This is a genomic window from Psychroflexus montanilacus (assembly GCF_020164535.1).
GTDB lineage: Bacteria > Bacteroidota > Bacteroidia > Flavobacteriales > Flavobacteriaceae > Psychroflexus > Psychroflexus montanilacus.
Genome location: NZ_JAIQZC010000001.1, coordinates 443,485 through 455,872, shown reverse-complemented (window position 1 = coordinate 455,872; position 12,388 = coordinate 443,485). Strand labels below are relative to the sequence as shown.

The 12,388-nt window shown below is 34.6% G+C and carries 11 protein-coding genes and 1 riboswitch; of the genes, 7 read left to right on the top strand and 4 right to left on the bottom strand.

Features of this window, described 5'->3' with window-relative positions; genetic code table 11:
• The first annotated feature begins 35 nt into the window (after positions 1–35).
• Complete coding sequence (locus LB454_RS02145; RefSeq protein ID WP_224462667.1) at positions 36–500, top strand: ankyrin repeat domain-containing protein; 465 nt, start codon at positions 36–38, stop codon at positions 498–500.
• Between the two features lie 74 nt (positions 501–574).
• On the opposite strand, the gene LB454_RS02140 is transcribed toward LB454_RS02145, so the two are convergent.
• Positions 575–1,330 (bottom strand): bacteriorhodopsin-like, encoded by a 756-nt coding sequence (locus LB454_RS02140; protein WP_224462666.1) that lies wholly within the window; start codon positions 1,328–1,330, stop codon positions 575–577.
• A gap of 96 nt (positions 1,331–1,426) precedes the next feature.
• On the opposite strand from LB454_RS02140, the gene LB454_RS02135 reads away from it, so the two are divergent.
• A complete protein-coding gene (locus LB454_RS02135) occupies positions 1,427–2,323 on the top strand; it encodes a Brp/Blh family beta-carotene 15,15'-dioxygenase (RefSeq protein WP_224462665.1) in 897 nt (298 codons plus the stop codon).
• Here the strand turns inward: LB454_RS02135 and LB454_RS02130 are convergent.
• The 3 genes from LB454_RS02130 to LB454_RS02120 are packed head-to-tail and all read right to left on the bottom strand — an operon-like array spanning position 2,320 to position 5,284.
• A complete protein-coding gene (locus LB454_RS02130; protein WP_224462664.1) occupies positions 2,320–3,129 on the bottom strand; it encodes an ABC transporter ATP-binding protein in 810 nt (269 codons plus the stop codon). The two genes, LB454_RS02135 and LB454_RS02130, sit on opposite strands and share 4 nt — an antisense overlap.
• A gap of 3 nt (positions 3,130–3,132) precedes the next feature.
• Positions 3,133–4,155, bottom strand: coding sequence for a FecCD family ABC transporter permease (locus LB454_RS02125; protein ID WP_224462663.1), 1,023 nt, complete (start codon positions 4,153–4,155; stop codon positions 3,133–3,135).
• The gene (locus tag LB454_RS02120; RefSeq protein ID WP_224462662.1) at positions 4,148–5,284 is read right to left on the bottom strand and encodes an ABC transporter substrate-binding protein; all 1,137 of its coding nucleotides are present in this window, start codon (positions 5,282–5,284) and stop codon (positions 4,148–4,150) included. The genes LB454_RS02125 and LB454_RS02120 overlap by 8 nt, the downstream gene beginning before the upstream one ends.
• A gap of 112 nt (positions 5,285–5,396) precedes the next feature.
• Positions 5,397–5,613: riboswitch (cobalamin riboswitch) on the top strand.
• Positions 5,614–5,646: 33 nt separating this feature from the next.
• Between LB454_RS02120 and LB454_RS02115 the strand changes: the two genes are divergently transcribed.
• The 5 genes from LB454_RS02115 to LB454_RS02095 all read left to right on the top strand — a co-directional run bounded on the left by LB454_RS02115 (position 5,647) and on the right by LB454_RS02095 (position 12,387).
• The gene (locus LB454_RS02115; protein ID WP_224462661.1) at positions 5,647–7,482 is read left to right on the top strand and encodes a TonB-dependent receptor plug domain-containing protein; all 1,836 of its coding nucleotides are present in this window, start codon (positions 5,647–5,649) and stop codon (positions 7,480–7,482) included.
• An 11-nt stretch (positions 7,483–7,493) separates the two neighbouring features.
• Entirely contained in the window at positions 7,494–8,546 is a 1,053-nt protein-coding gene (locus LB454_RS02110; protein ID WP_224462660.1) for a YncE family protein, read from the top strand.
• A gap of 184 nt (positions 8,547–8,730) precedes the next feature.
• Positions 8,731–9,975 (top strand): O-antigen translocase, encoded by a 1,245-nt coding sequence (locus LB454_RS02105; protein ID WP_224462659.1) that lies wholly within the window; start codon positions 8,731–8,733, stop codon positions 9,973–9,975.
• Positions 9,975–10,790, top strand: a complete 816-nt coding sequence (locus LB454_RS02100) for a glycosyltransferase family 2 protein (protein ID WP_224462658.1) — start codon at positions 9,975–9,977, stop codon at positions 10,788–10,790. The genes LB454_RS02105 and LB454_RS02100 overlap by 1 nt, the downstream gene beginning before the upstream one ends.
• Positions 10,780–12,387: a sulfatase-like hydrolase/transferase gene (locus tag LB454_RS02095; RefSeq protein ID WP_224462657.1), complete on the top strand. Its 1,608-nt coding sequence runs from the start codon at positions 10,780–10,782 to the stop codon at positions 12,385–12,387. The genes LB454_RS02100 and LB454_RS02095 overlap by 11 nt, the downstream gene beginning before the upstream one ends.
• Position 12,388: the final 1 nt, after the last annotated feature.

The following is a 12,388-nucleotide window of genomic DNA, read 5'->3' as shown; positions in this document are numbered from 1 at the left end:
ATTGTTTTGTCTTAATTTGATCTCAAAACTAAATTATGCAACAAGTGAAATTAATAGATGCAGTAAAAAACCAAGACTTTGAGTTAGTAAAAAAGGTTTTAGAGTATCATCCAGAGCAAGTTAATCTTGTTGATGAAAGGGGTTTTACTCCTCTGCTATTTGCTACATATATGGGTAACTCAGAAATTGTAGATTATCTTTTTAAATTTAACCCTCATGTAGATGCGCAAGATATAACAGGTAATACTGCACTAATGGGTGTAAGCTTTAAAGGGAACCTAGAGATGGCTCAGTTACTGCTTGATCATGGAGCAAATACCGATTTAACTAATAAAAAAGGAGCTACTGCATTGATATACGCGGTAAACTTTAATCAGTCAGAAATTGTTGACTTGCTATTATCTTATGGAGCTGATGTTTCTATAAAAGATGAAAATGGCTTTACTGCAAAAGATCATGCCAGTAAATTAGGTTTGGAATCTATTGAAAGTAAATTTTAATAAATTGCACTTTAAGACAAAAAAATAGCCGAATCATATCGATTCGGCTATTCAAAATTCTAAGATTTGAGTAATTAGTCTTTAGAAGAATTAACTGCTAAAGAAAATACAACTAAACCAAATCCAATTTTGTTTACAGCATCACCAATGTTATAAACAACGTTCATAGACATTTGAGCTGCATCAATATCAGATACCAATTGTAATCCGAAAAGACCACCTTCAGTACCTAAAATGTATCCAAGTGGGTAGATAGCCCAACCTACTAATACAAACCAGCATAGTATTTTGTGAGCTTTTAATACTTGTCCACCAGCTGATATGGCAAGCTTTTTCGCCTCACCAAACCAGACAATGTATACAATAATGAAGTAGGCAATACCAGAGATAAGACCCCAAACCCATTGCATTGTTGGATTTCCAATAGCGATAGCTTCACCGAAGTAACCTGTAACAAGCATTACAACCGACCAGAAAATTAATTTCCACATCAATCCTACTTTAGCACCTGCTACTCTCAAGATTAAGAAAAATTCAACACACATAAGAGGTACTGTTAATACCCAGTCTACATATCTGAAAAATGTTGGAGATTCACCAACTTGATCCCAGTAATCTCTCATGTAGAAATAGTGTACTGCTGCAATAAAGGTAATTAAACCCGATACTAAAACTGAAGTTCTCCACTTTTTGTCAAATTGACTTAATGACAAAAAGAAAAAGGCAGATGCGGCCATCATAGCCATACTACCAACGAAAAAAGTAAAACCAACGTAATCGTCATTTGCGATCTTTGAGACGTCGGCCAATAAGTACATAAAAGTTCTCATAGCATTAAAAAGTTTAAGTTTGTTCAATCAAATGTAGGAAATAATTAAACATGAAATTTTACTTTTAAGAAATTTTTTGATTTATTTTTGTATTATATGAAACTTAATAAGACTAATTTTTACAATTACATAATTCTGTTAAGCTTCTTAGCAATAGGGGCTGCGGGAATCTTCCCGCAAGACGCTCAGTATGTTATAGCTCTTTTTGGCATCTTTAGCTTCGGGATTTTACACGGCTCAAACGATTTGTTTGTGATTGAAAATCTTAACACCAACAATAAACAAAACCAGTTTTTCAAATCATTATTTACTTATTTAGGGGTGGTTTTGGGTTTTGTAGTGATTTTTTATTTCATACCCCTTGTAGCCTTAATCGCTTTTATCATCATAAGTGGTTACCATTTTGGAGAACAGCACTTCCATCATCAACTTGAAAAACATGCCTCAGTATTAGCTTCAGTTTTTTATTTGAGCTACGGTCTATTGATTTTATTCCTTCTATTGTATTTGAATATGCATGAAGTTGTACTCATTATTGAAGATATGACAGGTTATAAAGTTCCAGAACCTGTTTTTTTGTATATTCTTATTACATCTTTTATCTTGAGTGTAATTCTATTTTTCATTCTGTCTTCAAATAATCCACGATTAAAAGCATCTACTTTTGCCAACGTTTTTTACTTAATCATGTTTTCAGTTTTATTTTATGTGAGTGATGTTGTCTGGGGGTTTGCAGTTTATTTTGTGCTATGGCATAGCTTACCTTCGCTCAAGGACCAGGTAAATGCTTTATACGGTGAATTCAAAGTTCAAAACTTTGTCAAATATTTCAAAAAAGCATTTCCTTATTGGCTGGCTTCCATAATTGGAATGTGCGTGGTTGTATGGCTTTTTAAAGACAGTAAAAATTTTTTATCGCTTTTATTTGCTTTCATTGCTGCCATCACATTTCCTCATGTATTTATAATGAGAAAACTTTTTGATCGTAATTAATCTTTGCTGATTTTCATTCTGAACGTTTTTGAAACCTCATCAAAGACTATAAAATCTGATGGGAACAAGCTGCTGAATGCTTTTTTTTGAATCAATTCTGAAGGAGATCCAAAAATCACTTTTTGCTGGTCAATTAATATGATTTTGTCACATAATTGAAGCGCTAGATTGATTTCATGGGAGGCAAAAAGAATACTTTTTAGAGAGGTTTTCACGATCGACTTTAAAAGTTGAAGCACATAAGCTTTGTGAAACATGTCTAAGTGCGTAGTAGGTTCGTCCATTAAAATTAAAGGAGTGTCCTGTGCTAAAGATCTGGCAATCAAAACTTTTTGAAATTGACCATCACTTAAGGAGTCACATAATTTGTCTTTCTTTTGAATTAAATCCACCTGGTTTAATGCCTTATTTACTTTAATTATATCCTCATCGTTCATTTGGCCAAGCCAGTTGGTGTAGGGATGTCTGCCTAAAGCTACCAGTTCAAATACCGTTAGTTGCCTGGAAACTGCTTCATTGGTTAAGACTAAACTTAAATAGGCTCCTAAGTTTTTTGTGTGCAAATCATCTAAAGATTGACCACCAATGTTTATCCCTCCTCCTAAAGCTGGAATTTGTCCTGATAGAGTTTTTAGCAAAGTAGATTTACCAGAACCGTTGATGCCGATCAAAGCAACCAGTTCTCCAGATGTTATTTCGAAATTGATAGCTTCAGCAATAGAAATGAGGTTCCTCTTTTCTCTATAACCAATGTTTAAAGAAGAAGTAGAAAGCAAAATTTTATTGTCATTAAATTCTGAAGGCATCTGTCAAAAATTGAGTTTTCGTTTTCTTAAAAGCAGCCAAATCACTACTGGAGCTCCAAATATAGAGGTTACTGCATTGATGGGTAAAGTATTTTCACTTCCTGGAAGTTGCGCGATGACATCACATAAAAGCATCAATATTGCTCCACCAATAATGATACTCGGCAGTAAGACTCTATGATCATTAGTAGGTATGAGTTGTCTAACCAGATGTGGAACAGCCAAACCTACAAAAGCAATTGGACCGGCAAATGCAGTAGCACTTCCTGCCAGAATAGATGTTGATATAATGATGAATACTCGGTTTCTTTTGAGCTGGACTCCCATACTTTTGGCATAATTTTCACCAAGAAGTAAGGCATTTAAATTTTTAAGGCAAAAAATAGCAAATCCAAGACCAATGAGCCAGCATGATGCCAAAATTCCAACTTCTTGCCATGATAAATTTCCTAAACTTCCAAAGGACCAAAAAATATACAGTTGAAGGTCGTCAGAATTGCTGAAATAGGCTAAAACACTTACGATAGCAGAAGTAAGGCTGGCGACCATCAAACCGATGATCAGTAGCGTCATAGTGTCTTTAACCCGCTGAGCAGTAGATAAAACAGCTAGCATTACCAGAATACTGCCACCACTAGCCGCTAAAATTATAGCCCATTTTGAAAAGATAAAGTCACCCAGAATTCCAGAAAGTAAACTCGCTCCCATAATCAAAAAGGCTACGCCAAGACTTGCTCCGCTGCTCAAGCCCAAAACGTAAGGACCAGCCAAGGGGTTTCTAAAGAGGGTCTGCATCAATAATCCACTTACGGCAAGCCCGGAACCAATAAGTATAGCGGTTATGGTTTTAGGCAGTCTATAATTCACGATAATATAATCCCAAGTTGAATTTTCTATCCTGAGTCCTGCCAAACTTTTGAAGATATCCTTTATAGGGATTGAAACAGAGCCCAAAGATAAACTCAAGAGGATTCCCAGAGATAGAAGCAGAAATAGTAAAAAATGATTTAAAACCGATTTACTCAAGATCCAAAGGTTTAAAGAAGGTAAATTTTTCGTTTTCTAAAATCTCTGGGTGAAAAATCTTAACGAGATCTTTCAGTACTAAATCCGGTCTGCTTGGACCTAATTCGTAGAAAAGCACACCACCCGTTTCACCAGTAGTTGATGCCATCGTGTAAATATTTTTTTCTTGAAATGCTTCAAATTTTTTGTAGTGCAGGTTGCTTTCTAGAAGCTGAGAATAAGAGGTGAATGGACCAGGTGAAATCCAAATATCTGCATTATTGGCATCTTGAAGGACTTTCTCAAAAGAAAATGCGGCACTGCCTTTTCCTTCAGTATGTTTGTAAATATAGTCGGCATTGGCATCTTCAAAAAACTGTGCTTGCCAACTTGTACCATAAGGCAAATACCAGCGGTCTTGATGCATTGCACCAGAAATAACAGTTGGTTTGTTGTCTAATTCTTCAGCTTTTCCTTTCAAAGAATTATATGCAGTTTTCACGTCTTCGAAGGCATCGACAGAAGCATCCAATTCCCCTAAGAATGCACCAAAAAATTTTATCCATTCAGCTTTGCCAAGCACATCATTTTCCAGCCAGTCTCCGTTATAAACCACTGGAATACCAGAGTTTTGAATTTGATTTAAGGTTTTATTCTGTCCTTCTATGGCAAAACTAAAGACGATGTCAGGCTCTATAGATAAAAGGATTTCGGTATTTAAAGATTCATTTTTACCCAGTTCTTTCACTTTTCCTGAATTTATTAATGCTCTGGCTTCTTCAGAAGAAATGTAATCCAGGTTGGGAAAGCCAACAAGTTTATCAATTTTATTTAAGGTAATGAGGGCGGGGATATGGGTAGTAGAGGTAATGACTAATTTTTGAATAGGCAATTCTATGATGGCGTCATAAGACTCACTTTCTGGAATGTTTACATTTTTATGTTTCAGCAAATAGACCAAATCTTTTTCAGCATCTTGCCACGGCGAATGGACTATAACTTTGGTAAAGTCTGAAAATTTCTGAATAGAAAATCCATTGGCATACTCAATGTTTATTTCGGTAAACTCTCTCTTTTCTTGTGCGGTTTCATCAACTTTTTTACAGGATAGAAAGCAAAAAATGAAAGCTAAAACAATAATTAATTTCATTCAGTAAAAAATTTAAACAAAAGTATGATTAATTATTTTGAATGTAATCCATGAAAATTTCAGTTTTATAAAATTTAAGTGAGAATAAGAAGGCTTTCTTTAAGAATTATCTATTTTTGCGATGCATTTTGGTTCTCAAAGGTTGTTTTAACTTTTGAAGATTAAAAGGGAATTTCGTTAAAATCGAAAGCTGTTCCCGCAACTGTAAGCTTAGTACGCCTAGGGCGTATGCTTGATTCCTCAACTTCGTAACCACTGTCAGCTTAAGGCTGATGGGAAGGTTGAATAAAGACGCAAGCCAGGAGACCTGCCTCAATGCTTAATTTAAAACGAAGACTTTCGGGATAAAGGTCTGGTGGTGTATGAATTATTCTATTATTTACAGTGCTTTGGCGTGTTTTATAACGACGCTAAGTTACTCACAGTTGGATTCCATCCAGAGATTGGATGAAGTGTTTGTAGTTGACCGTCAAATCAATCGGTTTTCTACGGGCCAACTCCTACAAGACATTTTAAGCTCTACTTTGCAGGATTCTCCAGGAACGCTTACGGATTTGCTGCAGCAAAACAATCCTATATTTTTAAGGCAAAATGGCTACGGCATGGTGTCGTCTCCTTCATTTCGCGGGACTACAGCTCAACAGACGGCCGTGGTTTGGAATGGATTTAACATCAATTCGCAACTCAATGGTCAGACCGATTTCAATACTCTGCTGGTAGATGGATTTGATGAGCTGTCTGTAAGACCAGGTGGGGGAAGCGTGATTTATGGAACTGGCGCTATAGGAGGTAGTGTTCATCTTAAAAATGAATTGAAATTCAATGGTGAAACCAAGGGTACCTTAAGTGCCAGAGCAGGCAGTTTTTCCACTTATCAAAACCTTCTGAAAGCATCGACTTCCACCGATAAGTGGAGTTTGTCGCTTTCTTTATCACGGTTTTCTTCTGAAAATGATTACGACTGGCCTGGGACTTCAAGACAAAATTTGAATGGTGAATTTGAACACTACAATGCCAACTTCAGTTTGTCTAGAAAATTAAATACAAACAATAGAATTACTTACCACGGCATGTATTTTAATGGTGACAGGAACTTTTCCCTTGTATTTCCTTCAGATCCGCCTTCCAGCTATTTTAACGAAGACCATAGACATCTTTTGGAATGGGAAAGTCAGCTATCTGATGTGACTTCCATTTTGAAGTTTGCTTTTTTCAATGAAGACTTTCGGTATACAGCAGACACAAGAACTCCAAGACCTACAGGAGCTTCCGCTCAAACTCTGCTTGCTCGCTACAGCTTGTTTTATACGTATAAGGCTTTCGATTTTAATGTGCTAAGTGAGTATAACTACAGCAGTGCCAGCGGAGATAATGTCCTGTCTGAAAGTCGGAACATCGCCAGTTTTGCTTTTTTGACCAAACACCATTGGAAAAAATTGACTTCAGAAGTAAGTGTAAGGCAAGAATATTCAGATGTTTATGATAGTCCATTTTTATTTAGCGGAGGCTTGAATTATAAGTTTTCAGAAGTGATTTCAGCTAAAGCAAATGTGTCCAAAAACTTTAGAATTCCAACCTTCAATGATTTGTACTGGGAGGGAAGTGGAAGAACCGATTTACTTCCAGAAACTTCCAATCAGATAGAAGCTTCTCTCATACTTTCAGATCCTGAGAATACTCATCAATTATCTTTTACGGGATATTACAATGATATTACCAATCTCATCCGGTGGATACCAAATTCTTCCAATGTCTGGCAGCCAGAAAATGTTGACGAAGTTGAAACTTACGGACTGGAAGCCAATTTAAGCAGCAGTTATGAGTTTGGTATGCATACATTCGACTTGAGATCTCTCTATGCCTATACAATTTCTGAAAATAAACAAACAGGCTTTCAACTCACGTATGTGCCAAAACATAAAGTTACCAACAGCTTGACTTATAGCATTGATCGGTTTTCAGTCGATGTTCAAAATTTATATAACGGGGAAGTTTTTACAAGATCCAATAACAGTGCGGGTGATGTTTTGGAAGATTATTGGCTTTGGAATGCCGGTATATCCTATACATTTCCAAAACTACAAAATCTAAAGCTTTCATTTCAAGTACGGAATGTAGGAGATATAGCTTACCAAACCATAGAAAATAGACCCTTGCCGGGCAGGCATTTTTTTATTAAAACCCAAATCAATTTTTAAAACCAAAGTAAATGAACAAGTACTCAACGTTATTTTTATTATTTTTTTCAGCTTTTATTATCTCATGTAGTAGTGATGACGATATCACCGAGCCAGTCATTCCAGATGGTGATTTTGCAAACGGAACCCTTATTTTGAATGAAGGAGGATTTTCAGGAGGCTCTTCGGTTTCATTTATTTCGAATGACCTCAGTGAAGTAGAAAATTCTATTTTCGAAAATACTAATCCTGGTCAAAGTGTTGGCCTATTTCCTCAGTCAATATTTTTTGATGGTGACAGAGCTTTTATAATTTCCAATGGTTCAAATATAATTAGTGTGGTCAATCGATTTACTTTTGAATTGATAGAAACTATAGATGGAGATTTAGATGTACCACGTTATGGAACTGTTCTTAACGGGAAAGTTTATGTCACAAACCAGGCTGCTTTTGACTCAGATCAAGACGATTTTATTGCAGTCATAGATCTTGAAACTTTGCAAGTACAAGAAACCTTCTTAGTAGGAGCAGTAGCAAATCACATAGTGAATTCGAATGGAATTATTTTTATACAAAATCCTTCCCTCTTTGGTAGTGAAAATCCAGTTTCTAGTATTTCTGTTTTTGATCCTTCAAGCAACAACATTGATGAAGTAATACAGGTAGGTGATGATTTAAATTCTTTAAAAGCTTTCAATAATAACGTTTATGCTCTAGATGATGATGGTTTGAAAATCATAAATACAGTAGATTTTAGTATTGAAACTGTAATTAATAAGCCTTCAAATTTGACATCTCTAAATAATTTAAGGATAGAAAGCGGACAAATGTATTACACTTCTGGAAATGCGGTCTATTCATCTTCTATTTCCTCAGGAGAACTTTCATCGGAGCCAATATTTGATTACGGAAGTGAACTTGCAAATGGAGCACTATATGGATTTGATGTTCATGAAGGTCAATTTTATTTGGCTGATGCTGGAGACTTTGCTTCTGACGGTACAGTATTTATTTATTCCTCTTCCGGAGATTTATTAGCCGACTTTACAGTTGGTTTAAACCCGAATGGCTTTTATTTTCAATAAATCTTAAAGCTTCATCCTGTTTTAAGTAAATAGCCTTGTACGTTCAGTATGAGGCTTTTTAAGTTGATAAGTTTAAATTTCGAAATACAAGTCTATATGTATTAAAATTGTAATTTCGATAATTAAAAGATCCAACTCGAACGTGATAAAACGGCTAAAAACTGTCATCCAGCAATCTACTTTTTTGAAAGTTAGCTCTTTCAACAGTCTATCGGTGGTAGTTAAAATGATAGCTGGCTTAGGCGTTTCTAAACTCACGGCACTTTATCTTGGCCCTCAAGGCATTGCTTTACTGGGTAACATGAGAAATGGTTTAGAACTATTTCAAAAGTTTTCAACTGGTGGTTTAGATAACGCTGTTGTAAAATATAGTGCAGAATATAAACAAGATGTAAAAGTTTTCTCTCCTTTTTTGTCAACCTTAATAGGGGTAGGGTTTGCCGTTTGTGTTTTAACGATGGGTTTTATTTTTATGTTTTCTGAATCTATCAATGCGCTTATTTTCAGAACCAAGGATTTTGTTTTTGTAATCAAATTGTTGGCATTTGTATTACCACTTCATGTGATGAATATTTATTTGATGGCCATTTTGAAAGGCTTTAGTGAATTCAATAAAGTCATCAAAATAAATATAGCCTCTCATATTTTGAATCTTACATTATTTGCTATTTTACTTTATATCCAAGGTTTGGAGGGCGCCTTATTAGCTGTCGTTTTGGTGCCTTCTGCAATGCTTTTTTTTACATTATATCACGTAAAAATTTATTCTGGTAAACTAATGGCATTTTCGTTTAGCCAGTTTTCCATACCCATGCTAAAGAATTTGGGTCAGTTTGCATTTATGACTCTTATTTCTAGCGCTACCTTTCCATTTGTTTATCTGGGAATTCGTAATTTTTTGATAGATACTATTGGCGAGGAAGAAGCTGGTTTCTGGGAGTCCACTCAAAGAATATCCAATTATTATCTGCTTTTTGTGTTGTCGCTATTGAATTTATATATTTTACCAAAGCTCGCAGAAGCCCAATCCAGGCAACAATTTAGAGATATTATTTTTTCATTTTATAAACAAATTTTGCCCATTTTTATTTTGGGTTTGTTTATAGTCTATGTATTAAGAGATTGGATTGTACGATTAATTTTTTCAGAAGAGTTTATACCAGCAACTGATTTATTTTTGTGGCAGATGGTTGGAGATTTTTTCAGAGTTCTAGCACTGGTTATGGTGTATCAGTTTCACGCCAAAAAAATGATGTGGCATTATATCCTTACGGATTTATTTTTAGCCTTAAGTTTATATTTTTCAGCCTTGTATTTCATACCCAAAGTGGGTTTGGAAGGTGTAGTTATAGGACATGCGCTAACCTATGTTGCTTATTTTTTAATTATTTTATTCCTCTTTAGGAAGCCTCTTATTTATAATCAGTAATGAAAACCAAACCAGCATTGGAGATTTTGATTTCTACTATGAACAGAAAAGACCTTTCGTTCTTAGAGAAGATGTTTCCAGTCCTGGACTTAGATCAGTATCAATTACTTGTCATCAACCAAACTAAACTTGATGAAGATTTAGTTTCTCATGATAAAAGAATTCGAGTTATCAATTCTCGAGAATTTGGGTTGAGTAAAAGTCGAAATCTAGCCATTGAAAATGCAATAGGAGATATTTTACTCATTGCAGATGATGATATAGAATATTTACCAGGCTTTAAACAGATTATTCTAAAAGCTTATGAAACCTATCCAGAAGCAAGTTTGATTTCGTTTCAATTTTTGGATGAGAATGGCAAATTGGCTAAACTTTATCCAAGATACACCGGCTATATAAAATCCAATAAGCGCCCCCTATCTTCTGTTGAAATATCAATAAGGAAAGAAGATATACTTCAGAATGAAATTTGGTTTGATGAGCGTTTTGGAATTGGGGCTACTTTCCCCTGTTCTGAAGAGCAAGTACTAAGACATCAAATTTTAAAAAAGGGTCTTGGAGTTGCCTATGTATCTGAACCTATTTGCATTCATACTGGCCTAACTTCTGGGCTAAAATTAAGCTCTGCTTCTATTTTAGAAGCCACCACAGCATATAAATTTATACAATACAATAACTTAGTGTATTTATGGTTAGTAAAATATGTTTTTTTTCTATTTAGACATACACATATATCTTTTTTTGGACAAATCAGAGCTTATCAAACTGGCGTAAAAGCAATTTCGAAACTTAAACGATTAAGAAATGAAGATTAACCTCAAGCCTTTTCTGTTTTGGATAGTTCCTGTCTGGATTTGTTTTCTGTTCGAGTTGTTATTTGCTGATTTTAGATGGTATAATTTCCAGAATTTGGTAGAGCATTTTGTGTATTTATCTTGTATATGGCTTGCTTTAAGTATGATTAAAATCCAAAAAGCAAAAGCCATTTTAACTTCACTAGCTTTTACTTTTTTTATCTATGGTTTGTGGTTTGAAACCTCCTTTTTCTATCTGTTCAGCACCTATTTTTCGGCTTCTTCTATTTTTATCTTTTTTGAAACCAATACAGCTGAAATTTCAGAATTCTTAAATCTTTATGTTGATATTAAACTATTAATTCTCAGTGGATTGTTGTTGGTTATTTTGATTTCGTATTTTATTAAAATCAAAAAACCTGCTTTGGTTTTGTCGAAAAATTTTCCTTTTAGTTTAAAAATAGGACTCATTATAATTTTTGTAGTTGGGCTGAAATGGAGTGGTTATATTGTAGCCAACTTTCCCTTTCAAGTACTGAAAGGAACACTAAGTTATGTTTACGAAACTTATAAATTTTCTGATCTAAATTTAGACCAGAGGTTTGGTCATTTTGAAAAAGTTACCTTCAAAGGAAATACAGAATCTCACACCTTTGTCCTTTTAATAGGGGAATCAACCACCAGAAGACAAATGGGCATATATGGATATGAAAGGGAGACTACTCCTTTGCTCTCTAAGATGAAGGAGGAATTATTGATTTATAATGATGTCATAAGTTCAGAGTCTCATACTATAGAATCCTTGGAAGATGCACTTATTTTTAAAGATTTTCAAAATAAAACTGAATCTTCTATCATTCAACTCATGAATCAAGCTGGGTTTAAAACTTTTTGGTTATCCAATCAAATGCCAATAGGAATGTACGAAACCTTCCTTACCAAAGTTTCCAAAGCTTCAGACCATTATATCTACACCAATACTACACGTTGGGGTTCTGTAACACCTTTTGACGAAGTACTACTCCCACACCTAGATAAGGCACTGGAAGACGAAGCTTCTAAAAAATTTATAGTCATAAATTTTTTAGCAACGCATTCCAATTATAATTTGAGATATCCAGATCAATTCAAGAAATTTCAAGATAACCCCAAGACCCCTTTTCCTTCAAAAGAAAATTTTGAACTTATCAACCACTATAACAATTCTATTGTGTACTTAGACTTTTTGATACATAGCATCATAGAAAAAGTAAAGGCAAAGGATGATAAAAGTTATGTACTATATTTTTCAGACCACGGCGAAGAAGTTTTTTTTGAAAGAGAGTTTGTAGGACATGTTTCATCAGATATTCCTACAAAATCTATGTTTGAAATCCCTTTTTTTCTGTGGACTTCTCCTGAATTTGACTCTGATTATAATTTTGAATTTAAGCCGGATAGGCCATATTCTTTAAGTAGCTTTATCCATTCTTTGAGTGATTTATCTCAAATAGACTTTTCTAAACTTGAAACGCAAAAAAGCATTTTTTCTGAAGATTTTAAACCGAAAAAGAGATTAATTTCAAACGGGATTGATTTTGACCTTTATTTTGAAAGGCAGAAGGATTCAATGAACTAAC